Genomic DNA, 22,212 nt, shown 5'->3' on the forward strand with positions numbered 1-22,212 from the left:
CATGCTACTGTCGCGACGTGTCGATGCGCAAGGCGCGGCCTCAGGGCCCGCGGCGCACGACCTCCGACGACGGAAGGACTAGTCAGTGCTGACTGCCAGCTACGTGCGCAACCGCACCATCGAGATCGCCGAGGCGGAGACCACCCCGCCCCCGCCGCCCGGCTCCGTGCAGATCGCGGTCTCGCACGTCGGGCTCTGCGGCACCGACCTCCACATCTTCCACGGCTCGATGGATGCCCGGGTGGGCACCCCGCTCGTGTTCGGCCACGAGATGAGCGGCGAGATCGCCGCGATCGGCGACGGCGTGACCGGGTGGTCGGTCGGCGACCCCGTCACCGTGATGCCGCTGGACTGGGACGGCACCTGCCCCGCCTGCCTCGCGGGCAACGAGCACATCTGCCAGAACCTCGACTTCATCGGCATCGACTCCCCCGGCGCGCTGCAGCCGCTCTGGAACGTGCCGGCGTCGACCCTCGTGGCACTGCCGGCGGGCATCCGGCTCGACCACGCCGCGCTCGTCGAGCCCGTCGCGGTAGCCGTGCACGACGTGCGCCGCGCCGAGCTGAAGCCCGGCGAGAAGGCGGTCGTGATCGGCGGCGGCCCGATCGGCGTGCTGATCGCCACGGTGGCCCGCTCGATCGGCGCCGAGGTCGCGGTGATCGAGCTCGACGGCGCACGCCGCGAGCAGGTCGACGCCCTCGGCTTCACCACCGTCGACCCCCGCGCCGTCGACCAGACGGCCTGGGTCGAGGAGTGGACGGGCGGCGTCGGCGCCGACGTCGTGTTCGAGGTCTCGGGCGCGGCCGCCGCGGTGCTCGGCGCGACCGCGCTGGCGAAGGTGCGGGGCACGCTCGTCGTGGTCGCCATCCACCCGACACCGCGCGAGATCGACCTGCAGCGCGTGTTCTGGCGCGAGCTCACCATCAAGGGCGCCCGCGTGTACCAGCGCACCGACTTCGAGCGCGCGGTCGAGCTGGTGGCCGACGGCACCGTGCCGGCCGAGGTGCTCATCACGAGCCGCGTGCCACTCTCCGAGACCCAGGCGGCGCTCGAGGAGCTCGAGAGCGGTCGTGCCATGAAGATCCTCGTCGACGTGGCGGGCAAGGCATGAGCGGCACGGCTGATCTGTTCTCGCTCGAGGGCACGACCTCGGTGGTCACCGGCGCGAGCCGGGGCATCGGCCGCGCCATGGCGGTCGCCCTGGCTGAGGCCGGGTCCGACGTCATCGGCGTGAGCACGACCCTTCCTGCGTCGGGCAGCGAGGTGGGCGCCGCCGTCGAGGCGACCGGGCGCCGCTTCGAGGGCCTGGCGTGCGACTTCGCCGACCCCGCCGCGGTCGACGCCCTCGCGACCACCCTCGCCGAGCGCGACATCGACGTGCTGGTGAACAACGCCGGCACCATCGAGCGCTCACCGGCGGCCGAGCATCCGCTCGAGTCGTGGTACCGGGTGATCGAGATCAACCTGTCGAGCCAGTTCCGGCTGACCCAGGCGGTCGGGCGACGGATGCTCGACCGCGGCCGCGGCAAGGTGATCTTCACGGCGTCCCTGCTCAGCTTCCAGGGCGGCATCAACGTGCCGGGCTACACGGCGGCGAAGTCGGGCATCGCCGGGCTCACCAAGGCCCTGTCGAACGAGTGGTCGTCGCGGGGCGTGAACGTGAACGCCATCGCGCCCGGCTACATCGCGACCGACAACACCTCGGCGCTGCGAGCCGACCCCTCGCGCTCTCAGTCGATCCTCGACCGCATCCCGGCCGGACGGTGGGGCGAGGCCTCCGACCTGGCGGGCGCCACCGTCTTCCTGGCCTCCCGCGCCTCGGACTACGTCGACGGCATCACCCTGCCCGTCGACGGCGGCTGGCTGGGCCGATGAGCGGGGCGCCGGCGTCGCTCGCGGGGCAGCCGATCGTGCCGGTCGTCGTGATCGACGACGCGGCCCAGGCCGTGGGGCTGGCCGAGGCGCTGCTGGCCGGCGGCATCGGCTGCGCGGAGTTCACCCTGCGCACCCCGGCGGCGCTCGACGCCCTGGCGGCCGTCTCGGCCGTGCCCGGTTTCGTCGCGGGGGTCGGCACCGTGATCACCCCGTCGCAGCTGCACGCGGCGGCCGACGCCGGGGCGCGCTTCGCGGTGGCGCCCGGCTTCGACGAGGAGGTCGTGGCGCTCGGCCTCGAGCGCGGCCTCGACGTGGTGCCCGGGGTCGCGACGCCCAGTGAGCTGTCCCGGGCGCTCCGCGCGGGCATCGACCACGTGAAGCTCTACCCCGCGGGGGCGCTCGGCGGCACGGACTACCTCGATGCGCTGGTGGGACCGTTCCCCGGGGTGCGGTTCCTGCCGAGCGGTGGGGTGAACGCCTCGACGGCTGCGACGTGGGCCGGGCATCCGGCGGTCTTCGCCATCAGCGGCAGCTGGATGGTGCCCCGCGACGCGATCGCCGCCGGCGACTTCGGGCGCATCGCGGAGCTCGCGCGCGCGGCCGTCGTCTCGATCGCGGAGGTGACGCGATGAGCGGGGCCGCGGTGGCCGGTTCGGCGGCGCCGGGGGCTTCGGCGGCGGGGGCGGTGCTGACGCTCGGCGAGAGCATGGCGCTGATCCGGGGCGACGGGGTCGCGGGGCTGGAGCACCTCGCGACCGCGCGGATCGAGACCGGCGGCGCCGAGGGCAACGTGGCCGTCGGCCTGACCCGCCTCGGTGTCGACGCCACCTGGCTCGGCCGGGTCGGCGACGACGCCCTCGGGCGACGGGTCGCCGGCGAACTGCGCGGCGAGGGCGTGCACGTCGTGGCGATCGCCGACCCGGCGGCGCCCACGGGGCTGATGATCAAGAACACCCCGCACGCGGGTCGCACCGCCGTGACGTACTACCGGGCCGGCAGCGCCGGGAGCCGGCTCTCGCCCGCCGACCTCGACCGCGTCGACTTCGCCCGGTTCTCGCTGCTGCACCTGACCGGCATCATCCCGGCGCTCTCGGCGTCGGCCCGCGAGACGGCCTTCGCCGCCGTCGAGCGCGCCCGTGCCGCCGGCTGCACGATCTCGTTCGACGTGAACCTGCGGGCGTCGCTCTGGCGCGACGAGGATCCGGCGCCGGTGCTGCGCTCGCTCGCCGCCCTCGCCGATATCGTCATCGCGGGGGACGACGAGGCCCGGCTGGTCACCGGTTCGCCGTCGGCGCTCGACGACCCGACGGCACTGCTCGCGGCGCTGCGCGACCTCGGTCCGCGCGAGGCGGTCGTGAAGCGGGGGCCGCACGGCGCGAGCGCGTCGGCGGGCGGCGAGGTCGTGCACCAGGCCGCCTTCGCGGTGCCGGTCGTCGACACGGTCGGCGCCGGCGACGCGTTCACCGCCGCGTATCTGGCGCGGCGCCTCGAGGGCGCCCCGCTCGCCGAGGCGGTGCGGGTCGCGGCGATCGCCGGGGCCATCGCGTGCACGCATCCGAGCGACTGGTTGGGCTACGCCCGCCCGGCCGACCTGGCGGCCTTCGACGCGGTCGACCCCGTCCGGCGCTGAGCCGCTGAGTCGCTGCGCCGACTTCGGCCCGGGCCCACGCGCTTGCGATCGCGCGGGCCCGCGCCCGCTACAGGATGATCGGGTCCCAGATCGGCTTCTGCGCGAAGGCGTCGCGGTAGTACTCGAGCTCGGCGAGCTCGGCGGCGGCCTCCTCGTCGACCACCACCGTCGCGCGCGGGTGCAGCTGAATCGCCGAGGCCGGCACGCTCGCCGTTAGCGGACCCTCCACCGCCGCGGCGACCGCCCGCGCCTTGCCCCGCCCGAAGGCGAGCAGCACCAGGCGGCGCGCGCGCAGGATCGTGCCGAGCCCCTGCGTGATGCTGTGCACCGGCACCTGCTCGACGTCGTCGAAGAACCGCGCGTTGTCCTCGCGGGTCTGCCGGGTGAGCGTCTTCACGCGTGTCAGCGAGGCGAACGACGAGCCGGGCTCGTTGAAGCCGATGTGCCCGTCGGTGCCGATGCCGAGCAGCTGCAGGTCGACCCCGCCGGCCGCGAGGATCGCGTCCTCGTAGCGCTCGCCCGCGGTCTCGATGCCGAGCGGACGGCCGTCCGGCACGTGCACGGCGGCGGGTTCGAGCCCGAGCGGCCCGGTCACCTGCCGGGCGATCACCGCGTGGTAGCTCTCGGGATGGGTGACCGGCAGACCGACGTACTCGTCGAGCGCGAACCCCCGCACCCGCGACAGGTCGAGCCCGGCGCGCACCCTCTCGGCGAGCGCCCGGTAGACCGGGAGAGGTGTGTCACCGGTCGCGAGGCCCAGCACGGCGTCGGGGCGCTGCTGCACGAGCCGCTCGATCGCCTCGGCGACGAGCGCTCCGGCAGCACTCCGGCTGCCCACGACGATCACTTCTGCCACGTGGGGATCCTCTCGTCCGTGTCGTCGGCGGCTGCCGGAGCGGTGCTCGGCGCCCCGACCAGGGCGGCCCCGACGGCGGCCGCCGGGAACCCGGCCGGCACGAGCAGCACCCGGCTCTCGAGCCCGAGCGACGCCAGGAACGGCGACTCCTCGGCCCAGGATGCCAGAACCCGTCGCACCTCGTCGAGCAGCCACTCCCCCAGGTTCGACAGCCCGCCGCCGATCATCACGATCTCCACGTCGACCGTCAGCACCAAGACGCGCACGGCAGCCGCGACGTTGTCGACGAGCAGCGAGCGGATGGCGACGGCCTCCGGGTCACCGGCGTCGGCGGCCGCCATCAGCGAGCGGGCGGGGATCGGGTCGGCGGCCCCCGGCGAGGTCCACTGCCGGGCGATCGCGCTGCCGGAGGCCACCGTCTCGAGGCAGCCCCGCTGCCCGCACGGGCAGAGCACCCCGTTCGGGTCGACGGGGATGTGTCCGATCTCCCCGGCCGCCCCGCGCGCGCCGCGCCAGAGCCGCCCGTCGATCACGAGCCCGGCCGCGAGTCCGGTGCCGAGGTTGAGATAGGCCATCGAGCGGGCCGTGAGCTGCGGCTGCGCGGTCATCAGGTGGTATGCGCCCAGCGCCGCCGCCTTGACGTCGTTCTCGACCTTGACCGGGCAGCCGAGCCGTTCGCCGAGCAGCGGCCCCAGCGACAGCTCGTCGAAGCCCAGGTTGACGGCGTGCGAGACGGTGCCCGCGGTGACGTCGACCTGCCCCGGGATGCCGATGCCGATCGATTCGAACTCCTCCGGCGCCCGCCCGGTCAGCTCGGCGACGCGCGCGATCCCGGCGAGCGCCGTCGACACCACCGCCTCCGCCCCGAAGCCCGTCGGCAGGCGCACGCGCTCCACCACCGTTCCCCGGTCGTCGACCGCGACGGCATCGGTCTTGGTGCCGCCGATGTCGAGCCCCAGCCTCATGAGCGCACCTCCCGCTCGGCGAGCACCTGGGCGAACGCCTCGCCGACCAACGCCGAGGCGCCGAAGGTGGCGATGCCGGCGTAGCGCGCATCCTCGCCGGGCCAGCCCATGTCGACCACGACGACCTGCGGATGCCGGGCCCGAAGCTCCTCGACCAGGGCGACGACCTCGGGCCGACGCTCGTTGTCCTTGCCGATCACGAGCACGTATGCCTCGTGGGAAATGTTCTCGATGTCGTCGCGCCAAGAGGCCTCGAGCACCTCGTGCCCGACCAGGTGCACACCGAGGTCGTGGAGCGCCGCGAACGGCCCCCACGGCACGACGCCGATCGCGCTGTTCGCCGCGGTGTCGATCCGGACGAACTGCCAGCCGGAGCCGTGCAGCGCCTCGTCGGCGTCGGGAGACCAGCGGAACGCCGAGGCGACGGCACGGGCATCCGGAACCCCGGTCACTGCGTCGGCCCGTGCCGCGTCTGCCTGTGCCGCGCCGTCCCGTGCCGCGTCGACCGCGGCCACATCGGTCGGCGGCTCACTCGCCCACTCGGCCAGCGCGCGATTGCGCTCGGCGGCCTCGACCACCCGCGAGGCGGGCAGGTGCCCACCGTCGATCGCCGCCTGCACGGCGTCGACGATCCCGTCGAGCTGCGGCCCCGTGTTCTTCGTGCCGATGCAGAGCAGGTCGCACCCGGCCGCGAGCGCGGCCACCGCCGCCGCGGGGATGCCGATCGTCCCGCTCGCCCCCGCCATGTCCAGGGCGTCGCTCACGATCACCCCGCCGAAGCCGAGCTCCCCACGCAGCACACCCTCCAGGATCGGCCGGGAGAACGTGGCCGGCGTGCCCGGATCGAGCTGCGTCAGCACGATGTGACTCGTCATCACCGTGCGCGCGCCCGCCGTCACCCCGGCGGCGAACGGCACGAGCTCACGCGACCGCAGAACGGGCGCGGATGCGTTCAACGTCGGCAGGGCCAGGTGCGAGTCCTGCGCCGTGTCGCCGTGGCCCGGGAAGTGCTTGAGGCAGGCCGCCACCCCGGCGGCCTGCAGCCCCTCGGTCCAGGCCACGGTGTGACGCGCCGCGAGCGCGGGGTCGGCACCGAAACTGCGCACCCCGATCACGGGGTTCAGCGGGTTCGAGTTCACGTCGGCGTCGGGAGCGAAGTCGAGGTTCACCCCGGCGTCGGCGAGCGCCCGGCCCACCGCCACGCCCACCGCACGGGTCGCATCGACGTCGTCGAGCCGGCCGAGCACGGCGTTGCCCGGCCAGGGGGCGCCGCGGTCGTAGAACAGCCGGGTGACGTCGCCGCCCTCCTCGTCGATCGCGATCAGAGCGGCGGGGTTGGCCGCGCGGATCGCGGCCGTCAAGGCCGTGAGCTGCGTCGGCGAGACGATGTTCTCGCCGAACAGGCACACCCCCGCGAGGCCCTCGCCGAGCATCCGCTCGACCCAGTCGGGCAGCGTCGTGCCCTCGAAGCCGGGCAGCAGGGTGCCCAGGATGCGCGCGCGATCGCGCCCACCACCGGCACCACCGGTCGCGGCGCCCGAGACGTCCACCCCGGTCATCCCTTCACCGCCCCGCTCACGAGCCCCGAAGTCATGCGCCCCTGCACCAGCAGGAAGAACACGATCACCGGGATGGCCATGAGCGTCGACCCCGCCATGATGGCCGCCCAATTCGTGGTGCCGGTGACCTGCTGGAAGGTGCGCAGCCACACCGGCAGCGTCATCATCTCGGGCCGGGAGTTCACGACGAGCGCGAGCAGGAACTCGTTCCACGCCTGGATGAAGCCGAACACGCCGGTCGCGACGAGGCCGGGGGCCAGCAGGGGGAAGGTGATCCGCCAGAAGGCGCCGGTGCGCGAGCATCCGTCGATCATCGCCGACTCCTCCAGCTCGACGGGCACGCCGTTGACGAAGCCGCGCAGGGTCCAGATGGTGAACGGCAGCACGGTGGCGACGTAGACCAGGGTGAGCCCGGCGATGGTGTTGAGCAGGTTCCAGCCGTCGAGCACCCGGTAGGTCGAGACGATCATGGCCTCGGCCGGGATCATCTGGATGATCAGGATGGCGAAGATGAACGTCTTGCGGCTGCGGAAGCGGTACCGCGTGACGGCGAGCGACGCGAGGAACGCGAAGACCAGCGCGATCACCACGGTCGACACGGTCACCATCAGCGAGTTGCCGAGGGCCGGCAGGAAGGGCGCGCGCCCCGGATCGAAGATGACGGTCTCGTAGTTCGCGGTCGTGAGGTGCTGGGGAACGAAGTTCGGCACGCTGCCGCGGATCTCGTTGTTCGGCTGCAGGGAGGTGTTGACCATCCAGTAGACCGGAAACACCGAGAAGACGAAGACCACCATCGAGGCCGCACCGAGCAGGATGCTCGTGCCGCGCTTCGTGCGCACGCCGCTCACTGCTCCTCCTCCCTGAGGCTCCGGCGAACGTAGAACACCGAGATCGCCACCATCAGGATGACCATGATCACCGCGATGGCACCGCCCGTGCCGTAGTCGCCGCCGCCGATGGAGGTCTGGTAGATGTACACGCCGAGCGTCGAGGTCTGCTCCTTGATGCCGCCGATGCCCTGCAGGGCGAAGATCTGGGTGAACACCCTGAGGTCCCAGATCACCTGCAGGATGATGACGACCACGAAGATCGAGCGCAGATACGGGAAGACGATGAGGCGGAAGCGCTGCCACGCCCCGGCGCCGTCGAGCTGGGCGGCCTCGAGCACCTCGTCGGGCACCTGGGTGAGCCCGGCGAAGATCGTGAAGGCGACGAAGGGCACCGCACCCCAGGTGACGATGATCGTGGCCACCACGAAGAACGAGAACGGGTCGATCAGCCAGGAATAGTTCGTGAAGTCCTGACCGCTGACGGCCTCCATCAGGTAGTTGACGACGCCGTACTGGGTGTCGAACATCCACCCCCAGACGATCGTCGCCGTCAGGGCGGGCATCGCCCACGCGAGCAGCAGCCCCACCGAGACGAGGGTCTTGAAGAAGCGGTTGACCCGGTTCATCAGAAGCGCCACCGCGGTGCCGAGCACCATCGCCGTGATCACGTTCGCGACGCAGAACAGCACGCTGCGGCCGAGCACGGCCCAGAACTGCGGGTCGCCGAGCACCCGGGCATAGTTGTCGAGTCCGACGAACGGGGCGTCGGCACCGAACACCTGGGCGCGGCCGAACTCCTGGAACGACATCACGAACAGCTGCACGAGGGGCCAGCCGATCACGGCCGCGAGGATGATCAGCGCCGGCACCAGCAGCACGATCGGCGTGAACCGGGCGCGCTTGCGCCGGGTCGTGCCGGGGTCGGGCGGCAGCTCCTGCACACCCCCGGATTCGTGCTCGCGCACGAGCAGCACGGACGAGGTCATAGACGGTACTCCCACTACGATTACGGTTGTGCCCCCACCTTCCTAGGGCGATGGGCATCGGGCCGACGGCGGCCGGACGCGGTGTTCGCGCACCGCGCCGGCCACCGTCCGGTTGGGGTTCTCCTACGGCTCCTAGGAGTTCAGGATCCCGTCGATCTTCGTGTCGAGCGCCTTCGCGAGCTCCTCGACGTCACCGCCCTGGGCGATGCTGACGAAGAAGTCCTGCAGTGCTCCCGAGGCCTCGACGTCGGCCCACTTCGGCGAGGCCGGGGTGAGCTTCGCGTTGGCCGCGGCCTCGGCGATCGCAGCGGCGACCTCGTCGGTGCCGAGGGTCGACGCCAGCGAGATCTTCGCCGGCACAAGGCCGTTCACGCCGAGGATCGTCTGGTAGTCGTCGCTCAGCATGATCTCCAGCGCGTCGGTGGCGAGCTCGGGGTGGGCCGAGTTCGCCGAGACGGCGATGTTCGAGCCACCCGCGAAGACGTGGGCGGCGCCGCCGTCCTTGCCGGGCAGGGCGAAGACGCCGAGGTTGGCCTCCTGGTCGGGGCAGCCGGGGGCGTCCGCGTCAGCCGGGGCGAGGATGGATCCCTTCACCCAGCTCGGCGCGGAGAGGTTCGCGACGACACCCTCGCAGAACGGCACCTGCGGGTCGGTCTCGTTTCCGTCCTTCGGCGCGACGCTGGCCTTCGTCATGACCTCCTGCACCTGCTTCAGGCCGGCGATCGACTCGGGGCTCGAGAAGGTCGAGGTCCATTCATCGCCGTTCTGCGTGGCGATCTCGCCGCCGTTCTCCCAGATGTAGGGCAGGGCGTTGTACCAGTCCTGGCCGGGGAAGTAGATGCCCGAGACACCCGGGTTCGCCGCGGCGAGCGCCACCCCGTTCGACACGTACTGGTCGAGGGTGGTCGGCACGGTGAGCCCGGCGTTCGCCAGCAGGTCCTTCTTGTAGAACACCAGGCGGGCGCCCGAGTAGTACGGCGCGGCGAAGAGCTTTCCGTCGTGGCTGCCCGCCTCGACGAAGCCGGGCAGCAGGTCGTCGCCACCGAGCTCCTCCTGCACGTCCGACAGGTCGAGGAACGCGCCGGCCGAGGTGAAGGCGGCGGCCTGCGTGTTGCCGACCTCCACGACGTCGGGGCTGTCGGAGCCGGAGAGGTTCGTCGTCAGCTTGTCGACGAGACCGGTCCAGGCCTGCTCCTCGATCGTGAGGGTGGAGCCCGGGTGGTCTTTCTCGAAGGTGCTGACCAGGTAGTCGCGGGCCTCTTGCGGGGTGTCTGTGCCGTTCAGCCAGACGCGGATGTCGGCCGTGCCGTCGCCGCCCGCGCTGTCTCCGGACGAGCCTCCGGCGCAGCCGGCGAGCGCGAGCGCCGCCGTGACGCCGAGGGCGGTGACGGCGAGTGTCGTCTTCCTCATGGTGTTCTGCCTTTCCTAGGGCGATGGGTGCTGCTGCTGATTCTCAGGACACGCCGAGCTGGCCCGAGAGGACCATCACGGCGGCGCCGCGCAGGACGATGTCCGCCCCGAGCGTCGTCATGCGCAGCGTGAGAGAGCCGTGGAACTCGGCCATCGTGCGGCTGCGCAGGGTCTCGACGGTGGCCGCCATCAGCGGTCCGTCGAGCAGTTCGGTGGGCCCGCTCAGGATGACCTCGCTGAGGTCGAGCGCTCCCACCACCGGCGCGAGGGACATGCCGAGCCGCTGGCCCGCCTCCTGGAGCACGGCCGTTCGCGCGGCACCCTGCTCCCCCTCCAACCGGTCGATCAGGTTCGGGATGCTCAGCCACGTCTCGAGGCAGCCGCGCTTCCCGCAGGCGCAGACCGCGCCCCCGTCCGTTCCGACGACGACGTGACCGATCTCGCCCGCGGCGAATCGGCTGCCGAACAGCGGAGTGCCGCCGAGCAGCAGCCCCGCGCCCACGCCGTGGCCGATCGTGATGAGCATCGCGTCGCTGTCGGCGCCACCGAAGCTGTGCTCGGCGAGCACCGCGGCGTTGGCGTCGTTGGCGACGAGCACCGGCACACCGAAGCGGTCGGCCAGGATGCTCTGCAGCGGCACCCCGTTCCAGCCGAGGTTCGGCGCGCTGAGCACCACTCCGCCGAGGTCGACGACACCGGGCGAGCCCACGCCGATGCCGAGCACCGGAGCCGTCGCCTGCTCGATCAGCCGAGCCGCGAGGGCCTCGACCTTCTCGACGGCCTCGTCGCCCGTGCTGCCCTCGAGCGCGACCTCGGCCCGGGCGCTGATCGCGCCGTCGAGGTCGAGCAGCGCCCCGGTGAAGACCGAGTGCTCGGACAGGTCGAGCCCCACGATCACGAAGGCCGAACGATCGAGGTCGAGCAGCGTCGCCGGCTTGCCCGGGCGGGTCTCCTCGCGCTGGCCGAGCTCCACGACGAGTCCGTCGGCGATCAGCTCGGCGACCAGGGCGCTGACGGTGACGCGGGTGAGCCCGGTCTCGCGGGCGATGTCGGCCCGGCTGCGCGTGCCCTCGCGGTAGAGCGTCTGGAGCACCAGGGAGCGGTTGTGACCCCGGGCGTCGACCGGAAGCACTTTGGAGGAGGGCCTCAAGGGCCGCAGTGCCGTCATGTTTGTTAGTAAAGCTTACGAACTTATCCGGATCAAGACTTTCGTCGGATTCGTTCGCGATCTTTACAAACCCGAAACACAGGCGTCTAGCATTGTCGTGTGTCCGACGTCCCCGCCCAGCCCCGCATCTCCGTGAACGACGTCGTGCGCCTGCTCGTCGAGCTGTTCGCCTTCTTCACCTTCGCCTTCTGGGGCTTCGTCGCGTGGCCCTTCCCGTGGAACCTCGCCCTCGGCATCGCGACGCCGCTGTTCGTGATCGTGGTCTGGGCGCTCTTCCTCTCCCCCAAGGCCGTCATCCACATCGACGCCTTCGGGCGTGCCCTCGTCGAGATCGTGCTGCTGGGCTCGGCGGCGCTCGCCTGGCTGATGCTGGGGCAGCCCGTCGTGGCCCTGGTCTTCGGCGTGGTGGCCGTGGTGAGCGGCGTCATCGCGGGTCGGAAGAACCTGCGGTGACCGTGCTCGTCCACGGCGCCCGCAAGCTCGACGCCGACGGCGTCGTGGACGACTTCTGGCTGCTCACGGGCGACGGCACCATCACGGCGACCGGGACCGGGGACTCCTGGCGGGCATCCGGAGTCGTGCCCGCCGATGCCGAGATCGTCGACGCGACGGGCGACTGGCTCACCCCGGGCTTCATCGACCTGCACGCGCACGGCGGCGGTGGGCACTCGTTCGACGACGGAGCCGACGCCATCCGCGCCGGGCTAGCGGTGCACCGCGCCCACGGCACCACCCGCTCGGTGATCTCGCTCGTCGCCAACCCGCCGCACGTGCTCGCGGCCTCGCTCGACGCCATCGCCCGGATCGCCGCCGACGATCCGCTCGTTCTCGGCTCGCACCTCGAGGGGCCGTTCCTCGCGCCGTCGCGCAAGGGCGCGCACGACCCCGACTTCCTGGGCGTGCCCACGCACCACGTGCTGAAGCAGCTGCTCGAGGCGTCGGAGGGCCGTCTCGTGCAGGTCACGATCGCGCCCGAGCTGCCCGGCGCCCTCGAGGCGATCGGCACCTTCGCCTCCGCTGGGGCCGTCGTCGCCGTCGGGCACACGGATGCGGGGCTCGACCTCGCCCGCGAGGCCTTCGACCGCGGCGCCACCCTGCTCACGCACGCCTTCAACGCGATGCCGGGAATTCACCACCGCGAACCGGGGCCGGTCACCGCCGCCCTCGACGACCCGCGCATCACGCTCGAGCTGATCGCCGACGGGGTGCACGTGCACCCCGCCGTGCTGGCTCTGGCGTTCGCGGCTGCGCCCGGACGGATCGCGCTCGTGACCGACGCCATGGCGGCGGCCGGCGCGCCCGACGGGGAGTACCACCTCGGCTCCCTCCCGGTGACGGTGCGCGACGGGGTCGCGACGCTGGCGGACGCCGCCCCCACCATCGCGGGCTCGACCCTCACCCAGGACGCCGCCCTGCGCACCACCGTCGCGGCCGGCGTCGACCCGGTCGCCGCCGTCACGGCGCTCACCGCCACCCCGGCCCGCGTGCTCGACCGCCCCGACCTCGGCCGTCTCGCCCCCGGCTATGCCGCCGACCTCGTGCTGCTCACGGCCACCTTCGACGTCACGCACGTCTGGGCCGCGGGCCGCCCCCTGCGCTGACCCCGCCCACGAACGACGAAGGCCCCCACCCGGAAGGGCGAGGGCCGTCGCGCGGAGGGCGTTACGCCGCCATGCGCTCCTGCAGGTTCGCATCGAGCGTCGCGAGGAACTCCTCGGTGGTCTGGTACGGCTGGTCGGGGCCAACCAGCAGCGCCAGGTCTTTCGTCATCTTGCCCGACTCGACCGTCTTGATCACGACGTCTTCGAGGGTGAGCGAGAAGTCGATCAGCTCCTGGTTGCCGTCGAGCTTGCCGCGGTGCGCGAGGCCGCGCGTCCAGGCGAAGATCGAGGCGATCGGGTTGGTCGACGTGGGCTTGCCGGCCTGGTGCTGGCGGTAGTGGCGCGTGACCGTGCCGTGAGCGGCCTCGGCCTCGACGACCTTGCCGTCGGGCGTGGCGAGCACGGAGGTCATGAGGCCGAGCGAGCCGAAGCCCTGCGCCACGGTGTCGCTCTGCACGTCGCCGTCGTAGTTCTTGCAGGCCCAGACGTAGCCGCCCTCCCACTTCATGGCCGAGGCGACCATGTCGTCGATGAGGCGGTGCTCGTAGGTCAGGCCGGCGGCGTCGAACTGCTCCTTGAACTCGGTGTCGAAGATCTCCTGGAAGATGTCCTTGAAACGGCCGTCGTAGGCCTTCAGGATGGTGTTCTTCGTGGAGAGGTAGACCGGGTAGTTGCGGGTGAGGCCGTAGTTCAGCGAGGCGCGGGCGAAGTCGCGGATCGAGGCGTCCTGGTTGTACTGCACCTGCGCGATGCCGTCGTCGGGGGCGTCGTAGACCTCGAACTTCATCGGCTCGGAGCCGTCTTCGGGCGTGAACTCGACCGTGAGCTTGCCCTTGCCCTTGAACACGAAGTCGGTGGCGCGGTACTGGTCGCCGAAGGCGTGACGGCCGATGATGATCGGCTTGTTCCAGCCCGGCACCAGGCGCGGGATGTTCGAGATGATGATGGGCTCGCGGAAGATCACGCCGCCCAGGATGTTGCGGATCGTGCCGTTCGGCGACTTCCACATCTTCTTCAGGCCGAACTCCTCGACGCGGGCCTCGTCGGGCGTGATGGTGGCGCACTTGACGCCGACACCGTGCTTCTGGATGGCGTGCGCAGCGTCGATCGTCACCTGGTCGTCGGTGGCGTCGCGGTACTCGATGCCGAGGTCGTAGTACTCGAGGTTCACGTCGAGGTACGGGTGGATCAGCGTGTCTTTGATGGCCTGCCAGATGATGCGGGTCATCTCGTCGCCGTCGAGTTCGACGACCGTGCCTTCAACCTTGATCTTGGACAATTCAGCTCCTCATCAGCCGCCGGAAATGGGCCACTGGTCAGTTTAGCCGCTCCGTCGAGATATCTCGACGTCGAGATAGTTCCGGATGCGCATCCCGCCCGACACCGCCCACCTGCACCGGCCCGCAAGAGGCTGGCACCCCTGCCCGCCACCCGATACCCTGATCGCATGAGTGAACTGAGGCTCGAAGAGCTGGCGGCATCCAACATCGTCGCGGCGAACACCCTGTCGCTCAAGCCGGGGCAGGAGCAGTTCGTCGCCCCGGTCTCGCATTCCATCGCCGAGGCGTACGTGAACCCCGCCACCGCGTGGCCGCGCGTGGTGCTCGAAGACGACGAGGTCGTCGGCTTCATCATGGGCAACTTCGACCCCGACGCGCACGAGGAGGAGTTCAAGGCCTGCATCTGGCGCATCAACGTCGCCGCCGACGCCCAGGGCCACGGCGTGGGCCGCTTCGCCGTGCTCGCGGTCGCCGAGGAGGCGCGCCGCCGCGGCCTCGAGCGCATCACGGTCATCTACGACCCGGGCGAAGACGGGCCGGCCGCCTTCTTCGAGAAGATCGGCTTCACCCCCTACGGCGAGACGCCCTACGGCGAGACGGTCGCCGCGCTCGAGCTCTGACGGCCGGCGGCGCACGGTGGCCTTCGCCGACGACGTCCTCGAGGTGGTCGACTCCATCCCGCCCGGGCGGGTGCTGAGCTACGGCGACGTGGCCGCACTGCTCGGGTCACGGGCGGCGCGGGCGGTGGGCACGACGCTGCGGATGTCCGGCGGCGGTCACCCGTGGTGGCGCGTGGTGCGTTCCGGGGGCCTCCCGCCCGCCGGCCACGAGGCCCGCGCCCGTGAGCACTACGAGGCCGAGGGCACCCCCGTCCGGGTGATCTCGCGGGAACCGGGTTACGCCGTCGAGTACGCTGTAGCACGGTGGCGGCCGTCGCACCCGGCCGCCTGACTCGGAAGGACCTCCCACAGCAGATGAAAAGACGCGCTCTCCTCGCTGCGGTCATGGCCACGGGCCTCGCAGCGGCGCTGTCGGGCTGCACGCTCGCCAATGCGATCACCCCGCCGATCGAATCCCAGCTCTACCCGACGATCACCGAGGCTCGAGGCTCCGACGCCACCATCGAGATCCCGAGCTGGGTGCCCGACGACGCGTCGCTCATCCGCATCAAGGAGAACACCGAGACCGGCGCCAAGATCATGCAGTTCGGCGACCCGGCTCCCGAGCCGATCGGCGGCACCTGCGACCCGTCGATCATCGACAACGCGCCTCCCATGCAAGACACCTGGTGGCCGCAGAACCTCCCGGTGCAGGAGGCGACCTGCCAGGACGGCTGGCACATCGTCTTCCTCTACGGCTCGCAGTACTTCGCCTGGACCCCCTGACCTTCAGGCACTGAAGCACCCGAAGTAACCGAGCATTCATCAGGAGTTTCTGATAGAATCTCAGTATGCTGCAAGGCGATCTCCCCACCGTGAGCGACGTCGCGTTGCTCGAGGAGATCGCAGCTAGTGAGGCCCGGCTGCGGGCGGTCCAAGCGTGGGTGATTCGGCTCGCCGGTGAGGTGGGGGTGCGGTCGCGGCCCGAGCTCGGCGACGAGGGGTTGAGCCGGTCGCAGAACTTCACCTCGCCGGTGGCACTGCTCGCCACTGTCACCGGGGCGTCCGCGAAGGAGTGCAAGAACCGGCTCGATCTCGGGAAGCGGCTGCGGGGCGAGATCCTTCTGGGCGGAGGCGAGGGGCCCGCGCCGTTCCCCCTGGTCTCCGAGGCGCTCGACTCGGGCGACCTGCCCATCGAGGCCGCCGCCACGATCGTCAAACGCTGCGGCGAACTCGCTGACCGCGGATGCTCGCCCGACGTCGTCGCCGGAGCGGAAGAGACCCTCGTCGAGCGGACCCTCACCTGCCACTTCTCGGCTGACGAGACCGCCAAGATGGCTATCCACCTGCGCGAGATTCTCGACCCCGACGGTGCCGAACCGCGGGACGAGGTGCACCAGCAGTTGCGCTCCCTGACGATCTGGCAGTCTTCCGACGGGATGGTCCGGGGGAAGTTTGCCCTGGCGCCCGAGCAAGGCGGCATCTGGATGTCCAGCCTCCAAGCGATGCAGAGCCCCCGCGTGAGCGGGCCCCGATTCATGGAGGAAAGCGACTATGTGACCGCGGACGGTCGCACCTCGGCGCAGAAGAACGCCGACACGATCACCGAGCTCATCGCCCGCACGGCCGGAGCCGAGGACATGCCCCGGCTGAACGGGGCCACCACGACTCTCAACCTGCACGTGACGCTCGCCGATCTCGAGGCCGGGCGCGGGGTCGGGTACATCGACGGGCTTGACGAGCCGGTGCCCGCGTCGACCGTGGCGCAGCTGCGGTGCAGCTCGCCGATGGCGGTGACGCTGTTCGGTGACCGGGGCGAGGTCCTCTTCCACGGGAAAACGAAGCGGCTGTTCACTCCCGCGCAGAACCGGGGCACTAGCTGCTCGAGACGGCGGGTGCGTGTGGCCGAACTGCGACCGGCCACCCTCGTACTGCGAAACCCACCACGCCGACGAGTGGGTCTCCGACGACCACCCACCCGGCAGAACCGACATCGACAACGGGGTTCTGCTCTGCCACTTCCACCACTCCCACCTGCACAAGGCGCCATGGAAATTGGTCATGCAGGATGGGGTCCCGCATCTGATTCCGCCTCGGTGGAATGATCCTGAACAGACCCCGATCCCGACCACCCGCCGGCGCACCATCACACGCCCGGCTGCGTGACAACGCGCCCACCTGCCTAAACCGGCCACAGTCATCGAGGGCAAGCGCGTCAGCGCGCGGCAGTACAGGGCTGCCGCGCGCTGACGCGCTTGCCCGAGATTGTCACCGCCGGGTCAGGAACGCACCAACCGGTACACATGCCCCAGCAACTTCCGCCCGGTTCTATGGATGGTTGGTTCGCCCCAGAGGACTGGCCTTTTCGGCTAGACGAGTGAGTTGCGCCAGGATGCGTGCAGCTGCGAGAACCGTCCGTCGCCCGCGATGAGTTCGTCGGGAGTGCCGTCCTCGACGATGCGCCCCCGCTCCATGACGAGCACGCGATCGGCGATCGAGACCGTCGAGAGGCGGTGGGCGATGATGACCGCGGTGCGGTCGGCGAGCAGGGTCTGCAGAGCATCCTGAACCAGGCGCTCGCTCGGGATGTCGAGCGATGCCGTCGCCTCGTCGAGGATGAGCACCGCGGGATCGGCGAGGAAGGCCCGCGCGAACGAGATCAGCTGACGCTGGCCCGCCGAGACGCGCCCGCCGCGCTTGTTGACGTCGGTCTCGTAGCCGTTCGGGAGACCCTCGATGAAGCCGGCGGCACCCACGGCACGGGCGGCGGCGATGATCTCGTCACGGCTCGCGTCGGGCTTGCCGATGGCGATGTTGTCGGCGACGGTGCCCGAGAACAGGTAGGCCTCCTGGGTCACCATGACGATGGCGCGGCGAAGGTCCTTGGGGTGGAGCTCCCGCAGGTCGATGCCGTCGAGCGTCACCCGGCCGGCGCTCGGGTCGTAGAAGCGCGAGATCAATTTGGCCAGCGTGGTCTTGCCCGCACCGGTCGAGCCGACCAGCGCGATGGTCTGACCGGCCGGGATGTCGAGGTCGAAGTGCGGCAGGATCGGCCGGTCGGCCGTGTAGCCGAACTCGACGCCCTCGAAGGCCACATGGCCCGCCGAGTGCCAGAGGTCGACGGGCTTCTCGGGGTCGGCGACGCTCGGCCGCTCCTCGAGCACCCCCGAGATCTTCTCGAGGGCCGCCGTGGCGCTCTGGTAGCCGTTGTAGAACATCGCCATGTCCTCCATCGGGTCGAAGAAGCGGCGCGTGTAGAGCACGGCGGCCAGCAGCACGCCGATCTCGAGCCCGCCGTCGATCACCCGGAAGCCGCCCACGAGGAGCACCACAGCGACCGCGACGTTGCCGATCAGCACGAGCCCCGGGTCGTAGACGCCGAACAGCCGGATGACCTTCGCGTTCGACTCGCGGTACTGCTCCACGAGCTCACCGAACTCGCGCTCGTTGCGCTTCTCGGTGCGGAACGCCTTCACGGCCCGGATGCCCGTCATGGTCTCGACGAACTGCACGATCAGGCGCGCCGAGGCGACCCGGGTGCGGCGGTAGAGCCGCTGCGAACGCAGCTGGAACCACCGGGTGAGCACGAGCAGCGGCACCAGCGACGCGAGCAGGATGAAGCCCGACTCGACGTCGAGCAGGAACAGCGCGATCGCGGTGAAGAGCATGTAGAGCACGCCCTGCACCAGCTGGTTGATGCCCGAGTCGAGCAGCTCGCGGATGGCGTCGAGGTCGCTCGTCTGCCGCGAGATGATGCGCCCCGAGGTGTAGCTCTCGTGGAACTCCAGGCTCAGTCGCTGGGTGTGCAGGAACACCCGCCGACGCAGGTCGAACAGGATGGCCTGGCTGATGCGCGCCGACAGGATGGTGAACCACGCGATCAGGAGCGCCCCGGTCACACCCGCCAGCAGGTAGGCGAGCCCGGCGAGCGCCACGGGCATCCAGTCCTGCGCGAGCAGGGCGGGCAGGCCGGTGTCGATGCCGTAGGCGATGATCGAGGGGCCGGCGACCTGCGAGATGGTGCTGATCACGACGACCACCACGGCGAGCGCCAGCTTGCCGCGCATCGGATGCACGAGCGAACCCAGCAGGCGCACCGAACGCGCGCGGATCTGCCGGCTCTCGGCCTTGCTCAGGTCATCGCGCTCCTCGCCCTCGACGCCTTCGACGGACTGGTCGGGCTGGTCGGTCATGAGCTCACCTCCTCGGACGCGGCGTGCGTCTCGGCCTCGAGGCTCGAGATCACGAACCGGTAGTGCTCGCTCGTGGCGAGCAGTTCGGAGTGGGTGCCGACAGCCGTGATCCGCCCGTCCTCGAGCAGGGCCACCCGATCGGCGAGCGCGACCGTCGACGGACGGTGCGCCACGATCAGCGCTGTGGTGGTGGCGAGCACCCGGCGCAGGGCCGCCTCCACCAGCGCTTCGGTGTCGACGTCGAGCGCCGACAGCGGGTCGTCGAGCACGAGCACGCTCGGCTTGGCCGCGATCGCCCGGGCCAGCGCGAGCCGCTGCCGCTGACCGCCCGAGAGGCTCAGCCCCTCCTCACCCACCTTCGTGTCGAGGCCGTGGGGCAGTTCGTCGACGAACTGCGCCTGGGCGATGTCCAGCGCTTCGCGCAGCTCGGCCTCCGAGGCGTCGGGCCGGCCGAGTAGCACGTTCTCCCGCACGGTCTTGCTGAACAGCGTCGCCTCCTCGAACGCCATGGCGATCCGCGACCGCAGTTGTTCGCGCGTGAGGTCACGCACGTCGACACCGTCGAGCCGCACCGCTCCCCCGGTGACGTCGTAGAGCCGGGTGGTCAGCGCCGTCAGCGTCGACTTGCCCGAGCCGGTCAACCCGACCAGCGCCATGGTCTCCCCGGGGCGCACGGTCAGCGTGACGCCGTCGACGAGATCGGGGAAGGCGTCCGGCGAGTCCTGGTAGCGGAAGTGCACGTCGTCGAAGCGCAGCTCGCCGGCGCCGCCGCGCGCGGTTGCGGGCGTGGCCGGGTCGCGAATGGTGTTCGGCGCATCCATCACCTCGAAGAAGCGCAGCGTGGCCGTCTTGGCGTCGAGCGTCATGGCCAGGAAGTAGCCCATCGACCAGATCGGGAACAGCAGCACGGTGCCGGTGGCGAAGAAGGCGACGAGCTCGCCCACCGACGACTGCCCGACCGAGGCCAGCCACACGCCCACAACCAGGCAGACGCCGAAGGCGAGGTCGGGGATGAGCGTGAGGTAGAGCCAGATGCCCGCGATCGCCTTGGCCTTCTCGATCTCGGTGCCGCGCAGCTCCTCGGCCTGCGACTCGAAGCGCTTGAGCGCGTAGCGCGAGCGCCCGAACGCCTTCAGCACCCGGATGCCGTGCACCGACTCCTCGACGCTCGTCGCGAGGTCGCCTGCCTGGTCCTGGCTGCGCCGGGCCACCGAGGAGTACTTGCGCTCGAAGGCGAAGCCGTAGGCGATCACCGGCAGCGCGGCCGCGGCGAAGATCAGCCCGAGCACCCAGTTCATGACGATCAGGATGATCAGACCGCCGACGAGGGTCAGCACGTTGACCACCAGCAGCACCAACCCGAACGACAGCCAGCGCCGGATGAGGTTCAGGTCACTGACGGCCCGCGAGAGCAGCTGACCGCTCGGCCAGCGGTCGTGGAATGTGACCGGCAGGTCCTGCAGCTTCGCGTACAGCGCGTTGCGCATGCGCGACTCGACGTGAGTTCCGGGAGTCAGCACCAGGGCCCGCCGCAGCCCGATCAGCACGGCCTCGAGCACCCCGAGGCCCAGCACGATTCCCGCCGCGACCCAGACCTGGGAGGCGTCGCCGTCGGCCAGCGGTCCGTCGACCATCCACTGCAGCACCTGCGGGATCGCGAGGGCGACGAGGCTGGCGAGCAGGGAGGCAACCATGGCCGTGTAGATGCGGGGCAGCGCCGCCGCCGCGTACGGGCGCAGACGGGCGAGCGTCGCCACCGTTCCGGCGCGCCTGGGCTCGGTCTCGTTCTGCATGTCTCGCTGGTTCTGCATGTCTCGTCCTCGTGTGCTGCGCGCTGTGCTCGTGACACAACGCGTCGCTGCGCGCGCTGATTCCCCCGCTCGATGGGCAGGAGAAAGAAGGCCGGCCCCTCCGAGGGGATCCGGCGTCGCGGCAGCCTTACAGACTAGCCCCGGGGGTCGACGACACGCAAGACGCGGTTTCGGGCATCCGGAATCGACGCGGCCTGTGCAGCAGAAGTGCTCAGCGCACGCGCACCGAGAGGCAGGTGACGCAGCCCTCGAGCTTCTCGAACTCGGAGATGTCGACCGCGATCACCCGGTAGCCGAGGCCCTCGATCAGCCGCACCGATTCGGGCGCCGACGCGGCCACGAGCACCGTGTCGTCGGAGAGCACGACCACGTGGGCGCCGCTCGGCTCGGGCATCTCGAGGAAGCGGTCGTACACGAACGGGTCGTCGACCAGCGGACGGTAGCCGATGACCGTGCCGTCGGGCAGCGCGGTGACGGTGCTCTTCAGATGCAGGGCCTTCGTGACCGGCACCGCGACCACCGAGTACCCGCGCGGCGCCAGGATCTTGCGCAGCTGCCGGATGCCCTCGGCGTTGGTGCGGCCGCCCTTGCCGACGAACACCGTCATGCCCACCTTGAGCACGTCGCCGCCGTCGAGCGTGCCGGGCTTCTCGATGCGGGTGACCTCGAGACCGAGCGCGCGCACGCTCTCCTCGACCGCGGCGATCTCGCCCTCGCGCGACTCGGCGCCGGGGCTCGCCAGCACGGCGAGAGCGCCGAACATGACCACCGCGTCCTCCACGAAGACGGAGTCGGGGAGGTCGTCGGCGACCGGCACCTCAATCGGCTCCCAGCCGCCGCCGGAGAGGGCGGCCACGTACGCCTCCCACTGCTCCTCGGCGAGGTCGACGTCGACGCTCTCGCGGTCGATGTGGGTGACGATGCCCTCGGCGAGCGATTCGGCGGGGCGGCGCACGAGCACGTACTTCTTGCGCAGCACCTCCTGCTGCTCGGTGATGGCGATGCGCGAATGGATGCGCGGCGCCAGCAGCACGGAGGCGAGAACGGCGGCCAGCACGAAGATCAGGTTGTTGCCGACGAGCGTGGCCACGAGCGGGGCGACCATGGCTCCGAAGTCGACCCCCGCGACCAGCGCCGAGACGCCGGTGCCCACGAGGGCCGCGACCACGCCCGACACGACTCCCGCGATCAGCGCGGTGTACCAGCGCCGGAAGGCCCCGACGAGCCCGAACACCGCCGTGAACACGAACAGCAGCAGCGTCGAGTTGAGGAAGTACTCGCTGTAGACCGGGAACACCTGGGGGTTCTGCTGGTTGGCCACGAAGTAGGCGAGATCGGCGGCCGCGATCGCGATCAGGGCGACCGCCGCGGCGGCGACGACCGATGCGGTGAGCGACCGGAGGCGGAACGAAGTCATGCAGAGAACCTTAGGTGACAGTGGCTGAACGC

21 protein-coding genes are annotated in these 22,212 nt (G+C 70.9%); 10 read left to right on the top strand and 11 right to left on the bottom strand.

The window, feature by feature from the left end; genetic code table 11:
• Positions 1-85: 85 nt before the first annotated feature.
• Genes NVV95_RS09445 through NVV95_RS09460 form a run of 4 tightly spaced genes read left to right on the top strand, consistent with a single transcriptional unit; the run spans position 86 to position 3,505 of the window.
• Positions 86-1,111 (top strand): zinc-dependent alcohol dehydrogenase, encoded by a 1,026-nt coding sequence (locus NVV95_RS09445; RefSeq protein WP_259486286.1) that lies wholly within the window; start codon positions 86-88, stop codon positions 1,109-1,111.
• Positions 1,108-1,875: an SDR family oxidoreductase gene (locus NVV95_RS09450; protein ID WP_259486287.1), complete on the top strand. Its 768-nt coding sequence runs from the start codon at positions 1,108-1,110 to the stop codon at positions 1,873-1,875. Before NVV95_RS09445 ends, NVV95_RS09450 begins: the two co-directional genes overlap by 4 nt.
• Positions 1,872-2,507, top strand: coding sequence for a bifunctional 4-hydroxy-2-oxoglutarate aldolase/2-dehydro-3-deoxy-phosphogluconate aldolase (locus NVV95_RS09455; RefSeq protein WP_259486288.1), 636 nt, complete (start codon positions 1,872-1,874; stop codon positions 2,505-2,507). The genes NVV95_RS09450 and NVV95_RS09455 overlap by 4 nt, the downstream gene beginning before the upstream one ends.
• Positions 2,504-3,505: a sugar kinase gene (locus tag NVV95_RS09460; RefSeq protein WP_259486289.1), complete on the top strand. Its 1,002-nt coding sequence runs from the start codon at positions 2,504-2,506 to the stop codon at positions 3,503-3,505. Before NVV95_RS09455 ends, NVV95_RS09460 begins: the two co-directional genes overlap by 4 nt.
• A 67-nt stretch (positions 3,506-3,572) precedes the next feature.
• Here NVV95_RS09460 and NVV95_RS09465 read toward each other — a convergent pair whose 3' ends face one another.
• The 7 genes from NVV95_RS09465 to NVV95_RS09495 form a co-directional block, all read right to left on the bottom strand.
• Positions 3,573-4,361 (bottom strand): glucosamine-6-phosphate deaminase, encoded by a 789-nt coding sequence (locus NVV95_RS09465; RefSeq protein ID WP_259486290.1) that lies wholly within the window; start codon positions 4,359-4,361, stop codon positions 3,573-3,575.
• On the bottom strand, positions 4,349-5,326 hold the full coding sequence (locus NVV95_RS09470) for an ROK family protein (RefSeq protein ID WP_259486291.1): 978 nt from the start codon (positions 5,324-5,326) through the stop codon (positions 4,349-4,351). The genes NVV95_RS09465 and NVV95_RS09470 overlap by 13 nt, the downstream gene beginning before the upstream one ends.
• A complete protein-coding gene (locus NVV95_RS09475) occupies positions 5,323-6,885 on the bottom strand; it encodes a glycoside hydrolase family 3 protein (protein ID WP_259486292.1) in 1,563 nt (520 codons plus the stop codon). Before NVV95_RS09475 ends, NVV95_RS09470 begins: the two co-directional genes overlap by 4 nt.
• Entirely contained in the window at positions 6,882-7,679 is a 798-nt protein-coding gene (locus NVV95_RS09480) for a carbohydrate ABC transporter permease (RefSeq protein WP_375163803.1), read from the bottom strand. Before NVV95_RS09480 ends, NVV95_RS09475 begins: the two co-directional genes overlap by 4 nt.
• Before the next feature lie 50 nt (positions 7,680-7,729).
• Entirely contained in the window at positions 7,730-8,701 is a 972-nt protein-coding gene (locus tag NVV95_RS09485; RefSeq protein WP_259486294.1) for a carbohydrate ABC transporter permease, read from the bottom strand.
• A 132-nt stretch (positions 8,702-8,833) separates the two neighbouring features.
• The gene (locus NVV95_RS09490; RefSeq protein WP_259486295.1) at positions 8,834-10,111 is read right to left on the bottom strand and encodes an extracellular solute-binding protein; all 1,278 of its coding nucleotides are present in this window, start codon (positions 10,109-10,111) and stop codon (positions 8,834-8,836) included.
• Between the two features lie 43 nt (positions 10,112-10,154).
• A complete protein-coding gene (locus NVV95_RS09495) occupies positions 10,155-11,279 on the bottom strand; it encodes an ROK family transcriptional regulator (protein WP_259486296.1) in 1,125 nt (374 codons plus the stop codon).
• Between the two features lie 99 nt (positions 11,280-11,378).
• On the opposite strand from NVV95_RS09495, the gene NVV95_RS09500 reads away from it, so the two are divergent.
• Entirely contained in the window at positions 11,379-11,732 is a 354-nt protein-coding gene (locus tag NVV95_RS09500; protein WP_259486297.1) for a YrdB family protein, read from the top strand.
• Positions 11,729-12,880 (top strand): N-acetylglucosamine-6-phosphate deacetylase, encoded by a 1,152-nt coding sequence (nagA, locus tag NVV95_RS09505; protein WP_259486298.1) that lies wholly within the window; start codon positions 11,729-11,731, stop codon positions 12,878-12,880. Before NVV95_RS09500 ends, nagA begins: the two co-directional genes overlap by 4 nt.
• 61 nt (positions 12,881-12,941) lie before the next feature.
• Here nagA and NVV95_RS09510 read toward each other — a convergent pair whose 3' ends face one another.
• The gene (locus NVV95_RS09510; protein ID WP_259486299.1) at positions 12,942-14,159 is read right to left on the bottom strand and encodes an NADP-dependent isocitrate dehydrogenase; all 1,218 of its coding nucleotides are present in this window, start codon (positions 14,157-14,159) and stop codon (positions 12,942-12,944) included.
• Between the two features lie 168 nt (positions 14,160-14,327).
• On the opposite strand from NVV95_RS09510, the gene NVV95_RS09515 reads away from it, so the two are divergent.
• The 4 genes from NVV95_RS09515 to NVV95_RS09530 all read left to right on the top strand — a co-directional run bounded on the left by NVV95_RS09515 (position 14,328) and on the right by NVV95_RS09530 (position 16,864).
• A complete protein-coding gene (locus NVV95_RS09515; protein WP_259486300.1) occupies positions 14,328-14,780 on the top strand; it encodes a GNAT family N-acetyltransferase in 453 nt (150 codons plus the stop codon).
• Positions 14,781-14,796: 16 nt separating this feature from the next.
• The gene (locus NVV95_RS09520; protein WP_259486301.1) at positions 14,797-15,111 is read left to right on the top strand and encodes an MGMT family protein; all 315 of its coding nucleotides are present in this window, start codon (positions 14,797-14,799) and stop codon (positions 15,109-15,111) included.
• 53 nt (positions 15,112-15,164) lie between these two features.
• The gene (locus tag NVV95_RS09525) at positions 15,165-15,545 is read left to right on the top strand and encodes a hypothetical protein (protein WP_259486302.1); all 381 of its coding nucleotides are present in this window, start codon (positions 15,165-15,167) and stop codon (positions 15,543-15,545) included.
• 65 nt (positions 15,546-15,610) lie between these two features.
• Complete coding sequence (locus NVV95_RS09530) at positions 15,611-16,864, top strand: DUF222 domain-containing protein (protein ID WP_259486303.1); 1,254 nt, start codon at positions 15,611-15,613, stop codon at positions 16,862-16,864.
• Positions 16,865-17,128: 264 nt separating this feature from the next.
• Here the strand turns inward: NVV95_RS09530 and NVV95_RS09535 are convergent, their stop codons facing one another.
• The 3 genes from NVV95_RS09535 to ddaH form a co-directional block, all read right to left on the bottom strand.
• On the bottom strand, positions 17,129-18,952 hold the full coding sequence (locus tag NVV95_RS09535; protein WP_259486304.1) for an ABC transporter ATP-binding protein: 1,824 nt from the start codon (positions 18,950-18,952) through the stop codon (positions 17,129-17,131).
• Positions 18,949-20,763 carry an ABC transporter ATP-binding protein gene (locus NVV95_RS09540; protein ID WP_375163798.1) on the bottom strand — a complete coding sequence of 605 codons (1,815 nt, stop codon included), beginning with the start codon at positions 20,761-20,763 and terminating at the stop codon, positions 18,949-18,951. Before NVV95_RS09540 ends, NVV95_RS09535 begins: the two co-directional genes overlap by 4 nt.
• 211 nt (positions 20,764-20,974) lie before the next feature.
• Positions 20,975-22,180 (bottom strand): dimethylargininase, encoded by a 1,206-nt coding sequence (gene ddaH, locus NVV95_RS18390; protein ID WP_269909042.1) that lies wholly within the window; start codon positions 22,178-22,180, stop codon positions 20,975-20,977.
• Between the last annotated feature and the right edge of the window lie 32 nt (positions 22,181-22,212).

It is taken from the genome of Herbiconiux gentiana, assembly GCF_024978135.1.
GTDB classification, from domain to species: Bacteria; Actinomycetota; Actinomycetes; order Actinomycetales; family Microbacteriaceae; genus Herbiconiux; species Herbiconiux gentiana.